This window comes from Pseudomonas ovata (genome assembly GCF_003131185.1).
Classification (GTDB): domain Bacteria; phylum Pseudomonadota; class Gammaproteobacteria; order Pseudomonadales; family Pseudomonadaceae; genus Aquipseudomonas; species Aquipseudomonas ovata.
Map to the genome: position 1 here is coordinate 144901 of NZ_QFFU01000001.1, position 19059 is coordinate 163959.

General features: G+C 64.0%; 13 protein-coding genes. 3 read left to right on the forward strand and 10 right to left on the reverse strand.

Annotated elements, in window-relative coordinates:
- Nucleotides 1–107: 107 nt before the first annotated feature.
- From DGA31_RS00690 to DGA31_RS00720, 7 genes are read right to left on the reverse strand one after another with little or no spacing between them, the layout of a single operon-like run.
- Entirely contained in the window at nucleotides 108–1115 is a 1008-nt protein-coding gene (locus DGA31_RS00690) for a response regulator (RefSeq protein WP_056834822.1), read from the reverse strand.
- Nucleotides 1116–1160: 45 nt separating this feature from the next.
- Nucleotides 1161–2171, reverse strand: a complete 1011-nt coding sequence (cheB, locus tag DGA31_RS00695; RefSeq protein WP_109511218.1) for a chemotaxis response regulator protein-glutamate methylesterase — start codon at nucleotides 2169–2171, stop codon at nucleotides 1161–1163.
- The gene (locus DGA31_RS00700) at nucleotides 2168–4582 is read right to left on the reverse strand and encodes a hybrid sensor histidine kinase/response regulator (RefSeq protein WP_109511219.1); all 2415 of its coding nucleotides are present in this window, start codon (nucleotides 4580–4582) and stop codon (nucleotides 2168–2170) included. The genes cheB and DGA31_RS00700 overlap by 4 nt, the downstream gene beginning before the upstream one ends.
- Nucleotides 4579–5268, reverse strand: coding sequence for a chemotaxis protein CheW (locus DGA31_RS00705; protein WP_109511220.1), 690 nt, complete (start codon nucleotides 5266–5268; stop codon nucleotides 4579–4581). The genes DGA31_RS00700 and DGA31_RS00705 overlap by 4 nt, the downstream gene beginning before the upstream one ends.
- Nucleotides 5265–6581: a CheR family methyltransferase gene (locus DGA31_RS00710; RefSeq protein WP_109511221.1), complete on the reverse strand. Its 1317-nt coding sequence runs from the start codon at nucleotides 6579–6581 to the stop codon at nucleotides 5265–5267. Before DGA31_RS00710 ends, DGA31_RS00705 begins: the two co-directional genes overlap by 4 nt.
- Nucleotides 6578–7114, reverse strand: a complete 537-nt coding sequence (locus DGA31_RS00715; protein WP_056834812.1) for a chemotaxis protein CheW — start codon at nucleotides 7112–7114, stop codon at nucleotides 6578–6580. Before DGA31_RS00715 ends, DGA31_RS00710 begins: the two co-directional genes overlap by 4 nt.
- Nucleotides 7115–7123: 9 nt before the next feature.
- Nucleotides 7124–8746 (reverse strand): methyl-accepting chemotaxis protein, encoded by a 1623-nt coding sequence (locus tag DGA31_RS00720; RefSeq protein WP_109511222.1) that lies wholly within the window; start codon nucleotides 8744–8746, stop codon nucleotides 7124–7126.
- Between the two features lie 339 nt (nucleotides 8747–9085).
- Here DGA31_RS00720 and DGA31_RS00725 point away from each other — a divergent pair, with 339 nt between their 5' ends.
- Nucleotides 9086–14644, forward strand: a complete 5559-nt coding sequence (locus DGA31_RS00725; protein WP_109511223.1) for an NEL-type E3 ubiquitin ligase domain-containing protein — start codon at nucleotides 9086–9088, stop codon at nucleotides 14642–14644.
- Nucleotides 14645–14828: 184 nt separating this feature from the next.
- Here DGA31_RS00725 and fadD1 read toward each other — a convergent pair whose 3' ends face one another.
- On the reverse strand, nucleotides 14829–16520 hold the full coding sequence (gene fadD1, locus DGA31_RS00730) for a long-chain-fatty-acid--CoA ligase FadD1 (RefSeq protein ID WP_109511224.1): 1692 nt from the start codon (nucleotides 16518–16520) through the stop codon (nucleotides 14829–14831).
- A 410-nt stretch (nucleotides 16521–16930) separates the two neighbouring features.
- On the opposite strand from fadD1, the gene DGA31_RS00735 reads away from it, so the two are divergent.
- Both DGA31_RS00735 and DGA31_RS00740 read left to right on the forward strand, forming a co-directional pair.
- Nucleotides 16931–17875 (forward strand): alpha/beta hydrolase, encoded by a 945-nt coding sequence (locus DGA31_RS00735; RefSeq protein WP_109511225.1) that lies wholly within the window; start codon nucleotides 16931–16933, stop codon nucleotides 17873–17875.
- Between the two features lie 37 nt (nucleotides 17876–17912).
- Nucleotides 17913–18383 (forward strand): MaoC family dehydratase, encoded by a 471-nt coding sequence (locus tag DGA31_RS00740; RefSeq protein ID WP_056834802.1) that lies wholly within the window; start codon nucleotides 17913–17915, stop codon nucleotides 18381–18383.
- Nucleotides 18384–18588: 205 nt separating this feature from the next.
- Here the strand turns inward: DGA31_RS00740 and DGA31_RS31020 are convergent, their stop codons facing one another.
- Both DGA31_RS31020 and DGA31_RS29945 read right to left on the reverse strand, forming a co-directional pair.
- Nucleotides 18589–18702, reverse strand: a complete 114-nt coding sequence (locus tag DGA31_RS31020; RefSeq protein ID WP_056834800.1) for a hypothetical protein — start codon at nucleotides 18700–18702, stop codon at nucleotides 18589–18591.
- A 172-nt stretch (nucleotides 18703–18874) separates the two neighbouring features.
- On the reverse strand, nucleotides 18875–19030 hold the full coding sequence (locus DGA31_RS29945; protein ID WP_109511226.1) for a hypothetical protein: 156 nt from the start codon (nucleotides 19028–19030) through the stop codon (nucleotides 18875–18877).
- Between the last annotated feature and the right edge of the window lie 29 nt (nucleotides 19031–19059).

Genomic DNA, 19059 nt, shown 5'->3' on the forward strand with positions numbered 1-19059 from the left:
CGGGCGTGAAAAATCATGATATCGGGGAGTAAGGGTGGCTTTTTTTAATGGCCGCCGTTGCGCTGTTGCCGGTGAAGCGGCGATCGCCGCCCGGCCGGTCCTGCGCCCTACCCGCCGACTTGCACCTGATTACGGCCGTTGTGCTTGGCCGCGTACAAGCCTTTGTCGGCATCCAGGATCAGTTGCCGGCTGTTGCTGCCCGGCTGGGGCACCACCGTGGCGACGCCGATGCTGATGGTCAGATGCGCGCCCTGGTCCGGGGCGATGTGCGGGATGCTCATGCCGACGACGCTCTGGCGCAGTTTTTCGGCCAGCAACCGCGCACCACCAGGGGTGGTATTGGGCAGCACCATTGCAAACTCTTCACCGCCATAGCGGGCCGGCAGGTCCGAGGGACGACTGCAGTTGGCGCGGATTGCCTTGGCGACCTGGCGCAAGGCTTCATCGCCTTCCAGATGCCCGAAGTTGTCGTTGTAGGCCTTGAAGTAGTCGACATCGATCATCATCAGCGACAACTGGCTCTGCTCGCGCAAGGCCCGACGCCACTCCAGCTCCAGGTATTCATCGAAGTGGCGACGGTTGGACAGCCCGGTCAGGCCGTCGGAGTTCATCAGCCGTTGCAGCACCAGGTTGGTGTCGAGCAACTGCTGCTGGCTGACGCGCAAGGCCCGGTAGGCCTCGTCGCGCTGCAACAGGGTCATGTAGGAGCGCGAGTGATAGCGGATACGCGCCACCAGTTCGATATTGTCCGGCAGCTTGACCAGGTAATCGTTGGCACCGGCGGCAAAGGCGGCGCTCTTGATCAGCGGGTCCTCCTTGGTCGACAGCACGATGATCGGGATGTCCCGGGTCAACGGGTTGTTGCGGTACTCGCGCACCAGCGTCAGGCCGTCCAGGCCCGGCATGACCAGGTCCTGCAGGATGACCGTGGGCTTGATCTGGATCGCCTGGGCAATGGCCTGGTGCGGATCGGCACAGAAATGAAAATCGATCATCGCTTCGTTGGCCAGCCCGCGACGCACCGCCTCACCGATCATCGCCTGATCGTCGACCAGCAGCACCATGGCGGCATTTTCATCCGAGGCCTTGATCTCTTCGATCTGCAAGTCATGCATGAAGCGTCTCCTGGTCACCGGCGGCGGGTGAGTTCACCTGGAATATCATTGAGCGAATACCTCAAGCAAGCGAGGTGCAATGGTGCGCAGCGGCCGGATCTCGACAGCGGCGTCAATGGCGGCGGCCGCCTTGGGCATGCCGTAGACCGCGCAACTGGCCTGGTCCTGGGCAATCGTCAGAAACCCCTGCTGACGCATGGCCTTGAGCCCCTGGGCACCGTCACGCCCCATGCCGGTCAATAAAACTCCCACAGCTTCTCCACTCCAGTAGCGGGCCACACTCTCGAAGAACACGTCGATCGAGGGCCGGTAGATTTCGTTGACAGGCTCTGCCGTGTACGCCAGCGTCCCGTCCTTGAGCAGGCGAATATGGTGATTGGTGCCGGCCAGCACGACCTGGCCGGCCTGCGGTGGCTCGCCCTGGCGCGCCAGGCGCACCGGCATGCCGGACGCGCTGCTCAGCCACTCGGCCATGCCGGTGGCGAACACCTGGTCGACGTGCTGCACCAGGACGATGGCCGCCGGAAAATTCACCGGCAGCCCCTTGAGCAATTCTTCCAGCGCTGCCGGTCCCCCGGCCGATGAGCCGATGGCCACCAGCCCGTCGCGCCTGACCGCATGGCGCAGGGCCTGGCCCTGGTTGCGCTCGCGGGTGCTGCTCTGGCCGATCAGCCAGCCGATATTGAGAATCTTGCGCAGCAGAGGGGCCGCCGCTTCCCTGGGGTTGCCTGAACCGATGGCCGGGGTGTCGACCACGTCCAGCGCGCCGTGGCCCATGGCCTCGAACACGCGGTGGACGTTCTGCTCGCGATCAACCGTTACCAGAACGATAGCGCATGGCGTGGCAGCCATGATCCGCCGGGTGGCCTCGACCCCATCCATGACAGGCATGATCAGGTCCATGAGGATCACATCCGGGGTCAGTTCGGCGCAGCGCTGCACCGCGTCGGCGCCGTTATGGGCCACCCAGACGATCTGATGCGCCGGCTCGAAGGCCAGGGCCCGGCGCAGCGCTTCGACCGCCATGGGCATGTCGTTGACGATGGCGATCTTCATGCCTGTGCTTCTCCTATCAATTCCACTACGGCATCGAGCAAGGCATCATCGTGAAAACTGGCCTTGGCCAGGTAATAATCGGCACCCGCCTCCAGGCCACGCTGGCGGTCTTCCTCACGGTCCTTGTAGGACACCACCATCACCGGCAACGATTGCAGGCGCGTGTCGCGGCGCAACAGGGTCACCAGTTCGATCCCGTCCATGCGCGGCATGTCGATATCGGTGATCAGCAGGTCGAAATCTTCACTGCGCAAAGCATTCCAGCCATCCATGCCATCGACGGCCACCGCCACTTCGTAGCCGCGGCTGACGAGTAACTTGCGCTCCAACTCACGCACCGTCAATGAATCATCGACCACCAGAACGCGTTTGCGGGCCACATGGCCAACACTGCGGCTCTGGCGGTCGATGCGCTCCAGCCGGCCGGTATTGAGCAGTTTCTCGACCGAGCGCAGCAAGTCTTCGACATCGATGATCAGCACCACCGAGCCATCGTCGAGCAAGGCGCCGGCCGAGACGTCCTGCACCTTGCCCAACCGGGCATCCAGGGGCATGACCACCAGCGTGCGCTCACCGATGAAACGCTCCACCGCCACGCCATACACCGCGTCACGTTCACGGATCACCACGACCTTGAGGCTTTCCTGCCCCTGGGTGCCGGGCGGGCGGTTGAGCAACTGGCTGGCCGACACCAGGCCCACATGCCGCCCCTCGTGCCAGAAATGCTGACGCCCTTCCAGCTGCACGATGTCGGCCGGCTCCAGGTCGCACATGCGTTCGATATGCGCCAGCGGGAAGGCATAGGCCTCACCGCCGACGTCCACCACCAGGCTGCGCGCCACCGACAGGGTCAGCGGCACCTCGATGCGAAAACAACTGCCCTGCCCGGCCGTCTGCTCCAGGGTCACGCCCCCGTGCAACTGGCGCACCATGTGCTGCACCGCGTCCAGGCCGACGCCACGGCCGGAAATCTGCGTGACCTTGTCGCGCATGCTGAAGCCGGGCAGGAACAGGAAGCTGAGCAGCTCTTCTTCGCTCATCTGCGCGGTGCTTTCAGCCGGCGACAGCTTGCGCTGAACGATGGCTTGCGCCAGACGCTCCAGGTCCACGCCGCCGCCATCGTCGCTCAACTCGACCACCAGCATGCCGGCCTGGTGCGAGGCCCGCAGGCAAATGGCACCCTCGCTGTCCTTGCCTTGTGCCAGGCGCTGCTCGGGCATTTCGATGCCATGGTCGACGGCGTTGCGCAGTAGATGGGTCAGGGGCGCCTCGAGCTTTTCCAGCACCTCGCGGTCGACCTGGGTCTTGTCGCCTTCGATGTCCAGGCGCACCTGCTTGCCCAGTTCACGCCCCAGGTCACGCACCATGCGCGCCTGCCCGCCCAGCACATCGGCAAACGGGCGCATGCGACAGGCCAGCGCGCTGTCGTAGAGTGACTGGGCGCGTTGCGCCGATTGCCAGCCAAATTCATCCAGCTCGGCGGCCTGCTCGATCAGCATGTTCTGTGCCTGGGACAACAGGCTGCGAGCGTCTTCCAGCGCGCGCTGGGCCTCGGGGCTCACGGCGCTGACACTCAGGTTCGCCTCCAGCATCTGCAAGGCCCGGTCGCTGCCCAGTTGCAGGCGTTTGAGGCGCTGCATCCCGGCCAGCAAGGGCTTGATGCGCTGGCTTTCCACCAAGGATTTACTCGACAGGTCAAGCAGGCCGTTGAGGCGCTCGGCGGTGACCCGCAAGACCCGCTCACCGCCCTCGGCTACCCGTCGCTCACGCAGCGGGCGCGAGGCCGGGTCGGTCTCGGCACCGAGTGCCGCCGGTTCGGGCTGTACCGGGGTCGGTTCAGGCAGCACAGGCACCGGCCCGGCCGCCGCAGCATCGGCCTGCAGCCAGTGCGACGCCTGGGACAGGTCGATTTCCGGCAAGGCCTGTCCGGGCAAGGAGGCGCGCAGCAACGGGTCGGCCAGCAGGCCAGGCGCCAGCAAGGGGTCGGGTGGGCGCACGGCACTGCGCCCGGCCCCGGCGCCAGAGTTCATCAGGGTGTTCATGCGTTGCACGTAGGCGTCGACGGCGGCCTGGTCAACGCTGCCATCGCCGGGTGTGGCGATGCGCATCAACATGTCCGTGCCGGACAACAGCACATCGATGTGCTCGGCCTGCAACACCAGCCGGCCTTCCTGGGCGCTGACCAGGCAATCCTCCATGACGTGGGCGACGCTGACCCCGAAGTCGACCCCGACAATGCGCGCCGCGCCCTTGAGCGAGTGCGCCGCGCGCATGCAGGCTTCGAGCTGGTCGGCCAGGGTCGGGCTGCGCTCCAGCGCCAGCAGGCCGGCGCTCAACACCTGGGTCTGCGCCTCGGCTTCCAGGGTGAACAGCTCGAACAGCGAGGCGTCGCGCATTTGATCAGGCGTCATGTAAGGCTCCGGTTGACCGCCGACAACAACTCCTGCTCATCGAGCAGCCGCAGACTGCGGTCCTTCCAGTGCAGCACGCCACGGGTGAAGCGAGCGTTGGCATGGGTGCCGGACAGCGACGCCGAGTCCAGCGACTGTTCGGTCATGGCGTGAATGCCGTCCACTTCATCGACCGGCACCACCACAGGCCCGCCCTGGGCGGCAACGATCAGCATGCGCGGCATGATCCGTCCACCTGCCGGCGCGACCGACGTCATGCCATCGAGCCCCAGCAGTTCGACCAGCGAAATACAGGCCACCAGCGCTCCGCGCACATTGGCCACCCCAAGCAACGCCCGGGCACGCTGGTGCGGCAGCGAATGGATCGCCTGCATCGGCGCCACCTCGACCAGGCTGCGGGTGGCAAGCCCCAGCCACTCGTCACCCAGGCGGAAGACCAGCACCGAACGGGTACGGACCTGGGTCTGTTGTTCGCTGCTGCGCGAGCGGTCATGGTAGTCCTGCACCAGGCTGTAGCGGTCGAGCAGACGTGTGGCAGCGGCCGAGTACACTTCGCAGTTGCGGCAATGGATGTGTCCGGCAAGGATGGGGCAGGACCGGTCGCCATGAATGCCGATGCGGTTCCAGCAATCGTCGATGGCCTGATCATCGCCCTGGGTAATGCTGGAAAGGCTGACCTCGTTCATCGGCTGCCTCCTGGTTTATTGGCGCTGCGCGCAGCCCGCTCGAGCAGGCGCTGGGCGCCGGTGCTGTCGCCCTGGGCGGCCAGCAGCGCGGCCAGTTGTGCCAGTGCCTCGGGATGCTGGGGCTGCAAGTACAACGCCTTGCGGTAGTAGCCCTGCGCCTGGCTCACATGGCCGTCCACTTCGCTGAGCAGGCCCAGCCAGTAGAACACCGGCGCCGCCGGCCCGTGCTGTTGCAGGTAACGCTCGCAGGCTGCCACGGCTTCGCGGCTCTGCCCCTGGTTGGCCAGGCGGGCAATGGCGCTCAGATCATTGTCGGCAGGTCCCGACAGGGTGCCGGCTGCAGCCGCCTGTGCCGCAGTGCCGGGCAATGCCGGGCCGGCCGCCGTGACCCGTGCCGCCGCGCCCGGGGCAAAGGGCCGGGGCGTGGCGGGCGTAATCGGTGGTGGCAATCGTTGGGACGTCGGGACTGTTGCCGAAGCAGGCAAGGCGGGGCTGGCAAACACCGGGGGGGCGTCTTCTTCGCTCGCATGCCGGAAGGCGAAGGACTGCGCGACATTGATCGAGCGCATGCCGATGTGACTCATCAGGTTGCCTTCGGCCGGGCCGATGAACAGCACGCCGTCTTCCAGGGTCAGGCGCTTGAGCACCGTAAAGACGCGCTGCTGGGTCGGGCGGTCGAAATAGATCACCAGGTTGCGGCAGAACACGAAATCGTAGGCCGGCCGGTTGAGCAGCGCAGGGTCGAGCAGGTTGCCAGGGCGAAAGTCCACGCTATCGCGCACCCGCTGGGCGACCTGCCAGCCTTCGGCGAACGGCGTGAAGTGACGCTCGCGAAAGCTCAGGTCCATGCCACGGAACGAGTTCTTGCCATAGATGGCGCGCTGGGCGCGCTGGATCGACAAGGGGCTGATGTCCATCGCATCGATCCTGAACTGCGCCGCGCCGAGGCCGGCATCGAACAGTGCCATGGCCATCGAGTAAGGCTCCTCGCCCGTGGAACAGGGCAGACTCAGGATGCGCAGCGGCCGCACGCCGGCCAGCGTCTGCAGCCGGGCCACTGCCAGCCGGCCCAGGGTGACGAACGATTCGGGGTAGCGAAAGAACCAGGTTTCCGGAACGATCACCGCCTCGATCAGTGCCTGTTGTTCGGTCTGCGACCCCAGCAGCAACAGCCAGTAGGCGTCGCTGTCAGCCGCGCCGCTGGCGGTGCAGCGCTGGCGCAAGGCCCGCTCGACGATGGCCTCGCCCACCGAGGCGACATCTAGCCCGATGCGCTCTTTGAGGAAAGCAAAAAAGCGCGCGTCATCACTCATGGCGCGTCCTCGAGCTGGTCGATGTCAGGAGGCGTGACCGGGTAAAGCAGTTCACGTACCGGCTCGCTGAGCAGCTCTTCGACACGGATCCACTGCAACAGGCCCAGTTCGTCTTCGCGCACCGGCCCAAGATAAGGCGACAGGCGGTTTTCCAGCCCGTACTCCTTGAACTGCGAGGCCGGGCAGCGCAGGGTTTCGGTGGCCTGCTCCAGGATCAGGCCGAGCCACTGGGCCGGATGCCGGTCGTCATGGCGATAATGCACCAGGACCATGCGCGTACTGGTGCGCGCTGCCGCCTGGGTGCCGTGGCTCAAGGCGCTGATGTCGATCACCGGCACGATCTCGCCCCGATGGGCAAAGATGCCCGCGACCCAGTGCGGCGCCTTGGGGATGACCTTGAGTTTCAGGCGCGGCAGCACCTCGGCGATTTCCGTGGCCTGCAGGGCGTAGCGCTCTTCGCCGATGCGAAACAGCAGAAACAGCGTATCGCGGGCCTGTGCAACCGTCTGGCGTCTGAGTGAGTGATCGCGCATGGCGGCGGCTCAGACCTTGAAACGCGAGACGCCACTGCGCAGGCCGACCGCGACCTGGCTCAGTTCGTCGATGGCGAAGCTGGCCTGGCGCAGGGACTCGACGGTCTGGCTGCTGGCGTCGGCCAGTTGCACCAGGGCCTGGTTGATCTGTTCGGCACCGGTGGCCTGGGCCTGCATGCCCTCGTTGACCATCAGTACGCGCGGCGCCAGGGCCTGCACCTGATGGATGATCTGCGACAGTTGCTCACCCACCTGGGTGACCTCGAACATGCCGCGACGCACCTCTTCGGAGAACTTGTCCATGCCCATCACGCCGGCCGACACCGCCGACTGGATCTCGCGCACCATCTGCTCGATGTCATAGGTGGCGACGGCGGTCTGGTCGGCCAGGCGCCGTACTTCGGTGGCGACCACGGCAAAGCCGCGCCCGTATTCGCCGGCTTTCTCGGCCTCGATGGCCGCATTGAGCGACAGCAGGTTGGTCTGGTCGGCCACCTTGACGATGGTCACCACCACCTGGTTGATGTTGCCGGCCTTCTCGTTGAGGATCGCCAGCTTGGCATTGACCAGGTTGGCCGCGCCCATCACCTGGTGCATGGTTTCTTCCATGCGCGCCAGGCCCTGCTGGCCGGAGCCGGCCAGGGTCGAGGCCTGGTCGGCGGCCGAGGTCACCTCGGTCATGGTGCGCACCAGGTCGCGGGAGGTGGCGGCGATTTCACGCGACGTCGCGCCGATTTCAGTGGTGGTGGCCGCGGTTTCAGTGGCCGTGGCCTGTTGCTGCTTGGAGGTGGCCGCGATCTCGGTCACCGAGGTGGTGACCTGCACCGACGAGCGCTGGGCCTGGGCCACCAGCGCCGTCAGCTCGGTGACCATGTCATTGAAGCCGGTCTGCACCACGTTGAATTCATCATTGCGCGACAGGTTCAGGCGCTGGCTCAGGTCGCCGTTGCGCATGATGCCGAGGATTTCGACCAGCCGCTGCATGGGCGCGATGATCGAGCGCATCAGCAGCAGGCCGCAGGCCCCGGCGGCGAGCACGGCAATCAGCAGCGAGACGATCATGCCGACCTTGGCGGCCAGCACGGCCTTGACGATGTTATCGGTCGCGTCATCGGCCAGTTGTTTGTTGGCGACAATGATTTCGTTGAGCTGCTTGCGGCCCTGGGTCCAGACCGGATTGACCTGCTCGTAGAATTCTTCCTTGGCGGCGGCGAAGTCACCGCGCTCGTAGGTCACATGCACTTCTTTGAGCAAGCGTGAATACAGTTCGCGCTGCTTTTCAAACTGCTGGAAGTTGGCCTTGTCGATGTCATCGAAGATGGAGCGCTTATAGCCGTCGATCTGCTTTTGCAGGGCATCTTCAAAGCCCTGGAACTGCTCGCGCTCGGCCGGGCTCAAGGCCCGCCCCTGCCCTTCGCCGATCAGCTCCAGGGTGCGGATATAACTTTCGCCCCAGGCGCTGCGCACCAGGGTGCTGTAGTAGACGCCGGGCAAGGCATCCCGGCGGACCTGCTCTTCGCTGGTCTCGATCGACAGCAGACGCGAATAGGACGCCACCACCATCAACAACATGATGGCGATGATTACGGCAAAACTCGCCAGGATCCGTTGACGCAACGTCCAGTTCTTCACAGTCAGCCCTCAAGGGTTCAACACCGGCATGGCCGTGTTCATGAAATGGACCGCATGATGGCCCAGGCGGGCTGGAGTATAGCCCAACCGTTAGTGCATTAGCGTGTCTGTCGGCAAGTTAGCAGGCGCGTGTCATTAGTGATTGGCGCCCCGGCTTTTTAAAGGCGGCAGACGCGCAGGAAATTTCTGCCAATACCCTCAGGAATACGGCCTGCAAGGCATTGATGACACGCCTTTAACAACTCATGCCGAACGCATTAATAAATAGTTAACGCCAGGACGCCACGCCCCCCTCGGTAAGCTTTTACGTTTATTCAACAGCCACAAGGCGTGCTTCATATGGACATGGATACTCCGACCGCAACGACATCACCGGCGGTTCATCAACCGCTCATTGCCACTCATGTGCCTGCCTGGCTCAGGCAGGCACCGGCCGGCACGCATGCCGCGCTGCGCCGCGTCCGCCAGACGGCCACGGACCGATCCTGGCTGGCCGCGCAGGCCGGGATGCCCGAGGTGACTGCGGCACTGCACCGCCAGTACAGCGAACACCGCCAGCTGCAACAGCGTGCAGCATCGCACCTGGCGCAACTGGGCACCCTGCAGGACTTTGCCGAACCGCGGCTGAAAGCGGCGCTGAAGGCGCGCTTCGGCCTGGACCTGGACGTGCGCAACACCTGGCTGCTGCATGCCAGCCATGCACTGACCGACCCGACCTTCATGGGCGCCTCGAAAGACCCGCTCATCGAGGCCAACAAGGCCTTGCGCGGCGCCATCCGACCGCTGCTCGACGCGGCCTTGCAGAATTTCCAGGCCGCCGACACGCAGCCCGGCGCCATGGACCAGGACACACAGCTCAAGGCCGCTGTATTCAGTCAGTACGAAATCCTGGGGCCAGGCCTGCGCGGCACGCCCCTGGCCATTGCCGCGCACGAATTCGCGGCCCTGGCCCGTGACCTTGATCTGGGCGGCCAGTACCAGGCGCACATCGACCGCGTGCTTACCGAGCCTGCGATGCTGGACATGCAGGCCATGGAGGGCTCGGCGTTTATCCTGCACACCCATCTGGCCCGCCTGCGCCAGCGGATCGACGCGGTTACCCATCAGGCCCTGCTGAGCCTGGCAGACCCGGCTGCCGCCGGCCCTGCACCCGAGTGCTGCACACTGGGACTGTGGGACACCGGGCTGACCGACATCCTGGTGATCTTCACCGAACCACGCGAGCGCGACCTGCCACAACCGGTCACGGTGTACATTCCGGAAGACCCGGTAGCCCCCTTGATCACCTATGCCTCGCTGGACGACTTTCACGACGCCCTGCGCAACCGGCTGTTCGATGAGCGCTACCGGAATTTCTTCAGCCGGTTCATTCCTGCCCGCCAGCGTGCCCGGCTCATGAACAGGCTGCACCGCCAGCTGTTTCCCGAGGTATGGCAAGGCCCGCTGTTGGGTCCTGGCTACTATGCCGAGCAAGCCGACCCCGATGCCCGGCTCAAGGGCGGCGGTCCCGTGCTGACCGGCCCGGTGTTCCAGGCCATGTACCAGCGCAAGCTTGAGGCGATAAAAGACAATGCACGCTTTCATGGCGTACCGACGGCCGAGCAGGACGCGCGCAGTGCCAGCGAGCGCCGGGCGTGGTGGCGCGACCTGGCGCTCAACACCCTCAATGTCGCGGCGTTTTTCGTCCCTGTGCTGGGCGAGGTCATGCTGGCGGTGACCGTGGCGCAACTGGGTTATGAAGTGTTCGAAGGCATCGAAAGCTGGACCGAGGGCGAGAAGGACCAGGCACTGACATACTTGGTGGATGTGGTGCAGAACCTGGCGCTGATCACCGCTTTGGGCTCTGCCGCAGGTCAAGCCGGCAAGCTGCCCGCCATCGAGGCCCCGGCATGGATCGGCGCCCTTGAACCGGTCACGCTGCCCGGCGGCGCCATGAAGTTGTGGAAGCCGGACCTGGCGCCCTTTGCCCACGACATCGTGCTGCCGGCCGGGCTCAAGTCCGATGCTTCGGGCCTTATCCCTTATAAAGGCAAGCACTGGCTGGTACTGGAAGACCGCCCTTACTCGGTCAGGCTGGCCCGCGACGGTGCAGGTCATGTGTTCGAACACCCTCGAAACCCTCTGGGCCATGAGCCTGAGGTACGCCATAACGGCCACCGCGCCTGGCTGAGCACACTTGAGCACCCCAGGCAAATGCAAGGCCTGACCCTGATGCGACGCCTGGGCTACCTGCCCGGCGAGTTCTCCAACATCACGATCAGGATGCTGCTCAAGGTCAGTGGCGTGCCCGAAATGGCTCTGCGCCGTGCCCTCAGCGAAGGCGAGCGCCCCGCCGCCCTGCTGATGGACACGGCCGAGCGTTTCGAGCTTTATCAGCACCTGGACGAGGCCGGCCAGCTCGAGCAATTCCAGCCACGCTATCAGGCCTTGCAAACCCCGGACGATGCGTTGCTGGCGGCATTGCAACAGCGCCTGCCGGCGCCGCTGCCCAGGGCTGTGGCCGAAGAACTGCTGGGCCACGCCACTGCAGCAGAACGGGCGCAACTGGCCGAAGGCGGCAAGATCCCGTTGCGCCTGGCCGAAGAGGCCCGTGTCTATGCCCAACAAGTGCGCCTGGCCCGGGCCTATGAAGGCCTGTACCTGCAAGGACTGCGCAACCCGGACACAGACCGGCTGGCACTGCATGGCCTGGAACGACTGCCCGACTGGCCGGCGGACATTCGCCTTGAAGTGCGCGACGGCCATGCCGAAGGCGCCTTGATCGACAGCATCGGAGCCCCGGAGGCACCGGTGCGCCAGGTACTGATCCGCACGCTTGACGGCTATGCCGTGGCCGCTGCACAGGCGCCCGGCCCGGCCAGGCCCATGACGCTGTTTGCCGCCATCGCCGACGCCTTGCCACCAGGCCTGCGCGAGGACCTGGCGCTTTCAGCCACCGAGGCCGGCAACGACCTGCGCATTCTGCTCGGGCATCCACCGTTGCCACGGCGCATTGCCCGCACGGTCCTGGGCATGCAGCCGGTCAAGCCCGGGTTTCGCTCGCCCATGCGCCTGGCCGATGGTCGCCTGGGCTACCCGCTCAGCGGCCGCGGCCTGCCCGAGCGGGCGTTCACCCGCGAGACCCTGCTGGACAAGATCCGTCTGCTGGAGCTGGAGGACCTGTACCCCGACGAGCTTTTTGAACAACTCGTGGCACAAGGACTGAGCCGCGTGCAAATCGACACCCGCCTCAATGCCCTGCTGGACGAACAACAGACGCTGCGCGCCCGCCTTGACCAATGGGCTACACGCAGTGCCGATATCCTTGGGCTGAACAGCAATGCGCCGCGCATGGCCAGCCGTACCCGCCTGGCAGACGAACTCTGGCGCCACTGGCGCATGAACAACCTGCCCGAGCTGCAACGCGGTCCAGCAACCCTGACGCTGCGTGACGTTGCCCTGGAAGATTTTCCGGACTCACTGCCGGACTTTTTCCTGGCGCGGGTCACGCACCTGGCGCTTGAGAACGTGACCGCCTATGCCGATAGCCATGCCGCCGCCTCGGGCCTGACCGGCAATGGCCAGGCGCTGGAACGCTTTCTCAGACCCTTTGCCCAGGTGCGTGCCTTGAGCCTGAACGAGCCTGCGTCAACGGCCGGTCTGTTCCCGCGCTTTGTCGACCTGCCGGCGCGGGTGGCTGCCAGCCTGCCCTTGCTGGAAGAATTGAGCCTGACCGGGCAGAGCCAGTTGCTCGACCAGCGCTACATGGATGCCTTGCGGCCCTTGACCCGGCTGCGTCGCCTGGACCTGTCAGGTAACCGCTTCAACCCGTTCATGCCCCTGGACCTGGCCTGGCTGCCTGTGGAGCGGCTGGTGCTGGAACGCACCGGCCTGGATATCTGGCCCGACTGGCTCGTTCCACTGCTGGCGGGCCCGCTGCGCGAACTGTCACTGGCCCATAACCGGCTCAGCGCCTTGCCGGAAACCATCCTGAACAACCCGGCGGGCATTCGCCCTCCTCGTACTATTGACCTGCGCGGCAACCCACTGACCCATACTTTGCTGCTGCGCATGCGCCTCAGCGAGCAGGCAGTCAATGCGTCATGGGCCTTTACACTGGATATTCCCGCAGACTTGCAAACCCACCTCGACAGCTTGCTCGGTGAGCGCAATGCCCTGGCCGAAGCCATTGAAGGCTGGGTCAATGCCTCCAGCTCCGGCGCGCCGCTGACGGCGCAATCGATCAATGAGCGGCAACGTATCGGACAAGCACTGCTTGAATACTGGCACGTCTATACCCGAGGTTTCGCCAACACCCCGCTGGTCCTGGAGGCCGTCGACCTGGCGCAATTTCCCAGGCGCCTGCCGGCCTTCATGCGCACCCGCCTGCGCGGCCTGCACCTGAACCGTGTCAATGCCACGCCTTTGCAACTCGATGAGTTGCTCAGACGCTTTCCAGGCCTGACCCTGCTGGAGATGGAAGGCCATGTCCGCCCCTTGAGCGAACTGCCTGGCGCACTGATGCACCTGTCGGGTCTCAGGACACTGAGCCTGATCGACCAGGGCTGGCAAATCGATCAGGCCGCCATCGAACAGCTGGGGCGTTTGCAGTCACTGGAAGTGCTTGAACTGGACGGCAACCGGCTGGGTGAGATCCACGATGCCTCGGCGCTCAGGTCGCAGAACCTGCGCTGGTTGTCGTTACGTGACATGCAACTGGCCCAGTGGCCGCAGTGGCTCATCGACTTGCCATCTGACCAGCTGGAAACCCTGATCCTGGACAATAACCGTCTGGCCGGGATTGACGAGCAACTGCTGGCCAACCCACGCAATGAATATCATCACTGCGATATCAGCCTGCTCAACAACCCGCTGTCACGCGACAGCCTGTTACGCGCCCACACCTCCGAAGCCTACAACCGCGTCTTCACGTTCCAGCTGGACCTGCCCGAGGACATCAGGCGTATCGACTGGCACGAAGCCCATGATTCGGATTCGCAGACCTCCAGTGCTACATCGCCCGGACATGCGCACAGCCCCGCCAGTCACTACAGCCCGGCGACGCCAGGCATCGACCCATGGCTGGACCTGCTGGCGCCCGAGACCCCCATGCACCGTGCCGTCTGGCAGCGTCTGGAGCAGGCGCCTGCCAGCCGCCTGCTGGAGCTGGTGGAGCAGTTGCGCCACACCGCCGACTTTCGCAAGGCAGACAGCCGATCAGCGCTGACCGAGCGTGTCTGGCGAGTGCTGCAGGCCGCCGATCAGGACGCCGAGTTGCGTGCGACCCTGGAGGCCATCGCCGATGAGCCGTTGCAACAACTGCTCAACGCGGACACCTGTCATGACGGGGTGATTCTTGAGTTCAACCAGATGGAGGTGCTGGTCTTCACCCGCCAGTCGCTGCGTGACATGCCTGGCGAACAGCGCGGTGCCTCGTTGCTGAACCTGGTCCGTCGGCTCTATCGCCTGCAAGCGCTGGACGCGGTTGCCCGGGCGCAGGCCATGGGCCGTGATGAAGCAGAAGTGCGCCTGGCCTATCGCTTGCACGCCGCCCATGAGCTGGACCTGCCCGTGCCGCCCCGGCACATGCTCTACCAGGCCCACGCCAATTTGCGCCACGGCGAACTGGACAGTGCCCTGCTGCAGGTCAGGACCGCCGAGCAAGGTGATGCCTTTCTGGAGTACGCGGCAGGCCAGGATTTCTGGACCGGCTGGCTGCGCGAACAGTATGCCGAGCGCTTTGCTGCGCTGGAACAAGCCTACCGGGATAACCTGAGCACCTTGAGCGAACGCTTCGAGAGCCTCAACGACCCGGCCTACGAACGCGCCGCCCGCGACCTGGAGCGCCAGTACATGCATGACCAGAAGACCTTGATCAAGGAACTGACCAATCTCCAGGACTCGATGTCGGATCACTGACACAGCGCTGGCGAAAGGCGCTGGCACGTTGAGCCTTTTTAGTGCCTGACAGCCTGCATTCGCTGTGGGAGCGACCAGCGGTCGCGAAAGGGCCGGTGCATTCAACACCTTCAGTGTCTGACAGCCTGCATTCGCGAGCCCGGGGCGCCATCATTCAACTGTCACGCCGCAAGGCGTGGCAGTGCTATTTCTTCACACCCAGCTTTTTCAATTCTTCATCGCGCAATTCGCGGCGCAGGATCTTGCCGACGTTGGTGGTGGGCAGCGCATCGCGGAATTCGACACTGCGGGGGACCTTGTAGCCGGTCAGGTTGGCGCGCATGTGCTCCATGACCTGCTCCTTGGTCAGGGTCATGCCCGGCTTGACCACCACGAAGACTTTGATCGACTCGCCGGACTTTTCGTCCGGCACGCCGATCGCCGCGCATTGCAGTACGCCCGGCAAGGCAACCAGTACGTCTTCGAGTTCGTTGGGGTACACGTTGAAACCGGAGATCAGGATCATGTCCTTCTTGCGGTCGACGATGCGCAGGTAACCGTCAGGCTGGATTACCGCGATGTCACCGGTCTTGAGCCAGCCCTCGGCATCGAGAATCTCGTCGGTAGCCTCGGCGCGCTGCCAGTAGCCTTTCATCACCTGCGGGCCCTTGATGCACAGCTCGCCGGTTTCGCCGAAGGCCAGTTCGGTGCCCGCGTCGTCGATCACCTTGCACAGGGTCGAGGGCACCGGAATGCCGATGGTGCCGATCTGGATGTTCTGGATCGGGTTGACCGTGGCCACCGGACTGGTTTCGGTCATGCCATAGCCTTCGCAGATCGGGCACTGGGTGACTGCCTTCCAGCGCTCGGCCACCGCCTGTTGCAAAGCCATGCCGCCAGACAGCGTGACTTTCAGGGCGGAAAAATCGAGGTTGCGGAAGTCCTGGTTGTTGCACAAGGCCACAAACAGGGTATTGAGACCGACAAAGCCGCTGAACTTCCACTTCGACAACTCCTTGACCATCGCTGGCAGATCGCGCGGGTTGGTGATCAGGACGTTGTGGTTGCCGCACTGCATCATGGCCATGCAATGGAAGGTAAAGGCGTAGATGTGGTACAGCGGCAACGGGGTGATAAGGATCTCGCAGCCTTCATTGAGGTTCGAGCCCATCAGTTCGCGACATTGCAGCATGTTGGCGATCAGGTTGCGGTGGGTGAGCATCGCGCCCTTGGCCACGCCGGTGGTGCCGCCGGTGTATTGCAGCACGGCCACGTCTTCGCTGGCGGGCGAGGCTTCATTGATCGCCTGGCCACGGCCCTTGGCCAGGGCATCGTTGAAACGCACGGCCTGTGGCAGGTGATAGGCCGGGACCATCTTCTTCACGTACTTGATGACACTGTTGACCAGCAGGCGCTTGAGCGTCGGCAGCAGGTCGGCCACCTCGGTGACGATCACATGCCGGACCTGGGTCTTGGGCACGACCTTCTCGGCCAGGTGCGCCATGTTGGCCAGGCACAACAACGCCCGGGCGCCGGAATCGTTGAGCTGGTGCTCCATTTCGCGGGCGGTGTACAACGGGTTGGTGTTGACCACGATCAGGCCGGCGCGCATGGCCCCGAACACCGCCACCGGGTATTGCAGGACATTGGGCAACTGCACGGCGATACGGTCGCCAGGCTTGAGGTCGGTGTGCTGCTGGATCCAGGCGGCGAAGGCACCGGACAACTCATACAGCTCGCCATAGGTCAGGGTCTTGCCCAGGTTGCTGAAGGCTGGCTTGTCGGCAAAACGCTGGCAGGACCGCTTGAGTACGGCCTGGACATTCGGATACTCGTCAGGATCGATCTCGGCAGCCACACCAGCGGGGTACTTGTCCTTCCAGAAGTTTTCGATCATGCAAGCCAGCTCCTTAGCGACAGCGAACTCTGCACATCGCGCAGGCGATGCTGAGTGAATGTATTGGAATTATGCGATTCACGCTTTCGCTTGATGACGAGTCAAAAAGCGGGCCGAGATTAGCAGCTTTGCCAAACAGCGACCAGCAGCAAACGAGTCATCACCAGTCACAAAAGCGACTAAACAGCAACAAATAGTCACGAATTTCCTGGCAGCTCATCACACCTTTACCTTCCTGCCCGGGAGGGGAAGCGTGACAGATTCTGCGTGCACACCAAGGCCTGGGGAATACCTGTCGAATAGCCCTACAAAATATCCAGACAGATCCGAATCATGCACCCGGTTGCGCAGTCTGTTCCACCTGCGTCGGTATACACTGATCCCTATCGCCGTCGCTCGCGGACATCGCCATGACACAGCAGACTTTCTGGCTCGACACCCCCGATCATTGCCGCCTGTTCGTCAACGCCTGGGTCCCGGCGGGCGAGGTGCGCGCCGTGGTGATGCTGTCGCATGGCATGGCCGAGCACGGCGGCCGCTATGCACAGCTGGGCGCGGCCCTGAATGCGCAAGGCATCGCCCTGTATGCCCACGACCAGCGCGGCCATGGCAAGACCGCCGCGCAGGGCACGCTGGGGCATTACGCCGACCGGGACGGCTGGAGCAAGGTGCTGGGCGACCTGGCGCTGATGGCCCGCACACTCGAAGAGCTGCACCCGCAGCGGCCCCTGTTTCTGCTCGGGCACAGCATGGGCAGCTACATCGCCCAGGCCTGGCTGATGCACCACGGCGCCAGCCTGCAGGGTGCCATTCTCAGTGGCTCGAACTACCAGCCGGCATCCCTGTACCGCAGCGCCCGCCTGATCGCACGCCTGGAGCGGGTGCGTCAGGGGCCGCGTGGCCGCAGCGCCCTGATCGACGCGCTGTCGTTCGGCACCTTCAACCAGGCGTTCAAGCCCGCACGCACCCGCTTTGACTGGCTGAGCCGCGACCCGCAAGAGGTCGATGCCTACGTTCAGGACCCCTTGTGCGGCTTTCGCTGCACCAATCAGCTGTGGCTCGACCTGCTGTGGGGGCTGACGAAAATCAGCAAGCCTTCGAGCCTGGCGCAGATCGACCCGCAGCTGCCGCTGCTGATTATCGGCGGCGAATGTGATCCGGTCAGCCACGGCAAGCGTCTGAGACGACTGGCCCATGTTTTGACCGGGGTGGGGCATCAGGCCTTGCAGCTTAAACTCTACCCCGACGCCCGCCATGAGCTGTTCAACGAAGTTAACCGTGATGAAGTGATGCGTGACGTGATCGACTGGCTGCAGTGGGCCATTGAACAACCACGACCGCCCAGAGCCGAATGACGTCTCGGCCTTTTCTTTTAATAGTCAGGATAAACGAATGACCCAGGTCACCAACACGCCCTACGAAGCCCTTGAAGTCGGCCAGACCGCCAGCTACAGCAAGACCGTTGAAGAACGCGATATCCAGTTGTTCGCCGCCATGTCCGGCGATCACAACCCGGTGCACCTGGACGCCGAGTATGCGGCCAAGACCATGTTCAAGGAGCGTATCGCCCATGGCATGTTCAGCGGCGCCCTGATCAGCGCCGCCGTGGCCTGCGAGCTGCCGGGACCTGGCACCATTTATATCGGCCAGACCATGACCTTCCAGAAACCGGTGAAACTGGGCGACACCCTGACCGTGCGCCTGGAAATCCTGGAAAAGCTGCCCAAGTTCCGCGTGCGCATCGCCACTCGTGTGTTCAACCAGAACGAAGAGCTGGTGGTCGACGGCGAAGCCGAGATCCTGGCACCGCGCAAGCAACAGACCGTTGAGCTGACGGTATTGCCGGACATTTCCTTCGGTTGATAGTCAGGCGGGCCGTTGCAGGACTGCCGTGTTGATGAGGGTTGGTCCTGCTGGTCGTGTCGGTCTGCAATAGAGGTTCCACCCCTCTCTCGAAGATCGCCAAAGCCAGTGAAGGCGCCTGCCACCCCAAAAAACCCAGACAAAAAAATGGGCAACCGAAGTCGCCCTAAATGCCTTGCGTGCTCGTTGTGAAAAGCGTCGCCTGTCAGGACCGCGAGTCTTTCCAGATAAACAGCCCCATGCCGGTGAAGAACAAGGCCAGCATGGTCAGGGTGACGTAGCCTACGGTGACGACGGTGTCCGAATTTTCCAGGAACATGATGGCCTTCCTCCGGTGTGTTGCTGTTCGATGGAGCAAGATTAATCCGGGGCGTACGGGCAGGTATTGACCTGGATCAGTGATCCGTCAGGTTGGCAGGGGGCTTGGCACAGGATACGAGTGTGCCCGACGCCAGCCGAGGGGGCTGGCGCCGGGCAGCAAAGGTGGGGATTCAGCGCTTTTTCGGCTTCTTCGGCTTTTTTTTGCTACTCAGCGGCATGACCTGCTCGAAAGCCTTGCGCATATCGTTCAGGCGCTTGTCGTTGGCATCATGGATGCGCTTGGCGCGCTCGGCGCTGAAATCGATCAGTTGGGCTTCATCGCTCATGACGGGCAGTTCTCTGACAACGGGGCTGG

Coding starts and splice junctions, on each gene's coding strand:
- DGA31_RS00690 (WP_056834822.1), bottom strand. CDS start 1,115: ATGCATGACTTGCAGATCGAAGAGATCAAGGCCTCGGATGAAAATGCC.
- cheB (WP_109511218.1), bottom strand. CDS start 2,171: ATGAAGATCGCCATCGTCAACGACATGCCCATGGCGGTCGAAGCGCTG.
- DGA31_RS00700 (WP_109511219.1), bottom strand. CDS start 4,582: ATGACGCCTGATCAAATGCGCGACGCCTCGCTGTTCGAGCTGTTCACC.
- DGA31_RS00705 (WP_109511220.1), bottom strand. CDS start 5,268: ATGAACGAGGTCAGCCTTTCCAGCATTACCCAGGGCGATGATCAGGCC.
- DGA31_RS00710 (WP_109511221.1), bottom strand. CDS start 6,581: ATGAGTGATGACGCGCGCTTTTTTGCTTTCCTCAAAGAGCGCATCGGG.
- DGA31_RS00715 (WP_056834812.1), bottom strand. CDS start 7,114: ATGCGCGATCACTCACTCAGACGCCAGACGGTTGCACAGGCCCGCGAT.
- DGA31_RS00725 (WP_109511223.1), top strand. CDS start 9,086: ATGGACATGGATACTCCGACCGCAACGACATCACCGGCGGTTCATCAA.
- fadD1 (WP_109511224.1), bottom strand. CDS start 16,520: ATGATCGAAAACTTCTGGAAGGACAAGTACCCCGCTGGTGTGGCTGCC.
- DGA31_RS00735 (WP_109511225.1), top strand. CDS start 16,931: ATGACACAGCAGACTTTCTGGCTCGACACCCCCGATCATTGCCGCCTG.
- DGA31_RS00740 (WP_056834802.1), top strand. CDS start 17,913: ATGACCCAGGTCACCAACACGCCCTACGAAGCCCTTGAAGTCGGCCAG.
- DGA31_RS31020 (WP_056834800.1), bottom strand. CDS start 18,702: ATGTTCCTGGAAAATTCGGACACCGTCGTCACCGTAGGCTACGTCACC.
- DGA31_RS29945 (WP_109511226.1), bottom strand. CDS start 19,030: ATGAGCGATGAAGCCCAACTGATCGATTTCAGCGCCGAGCGCGCCAAG.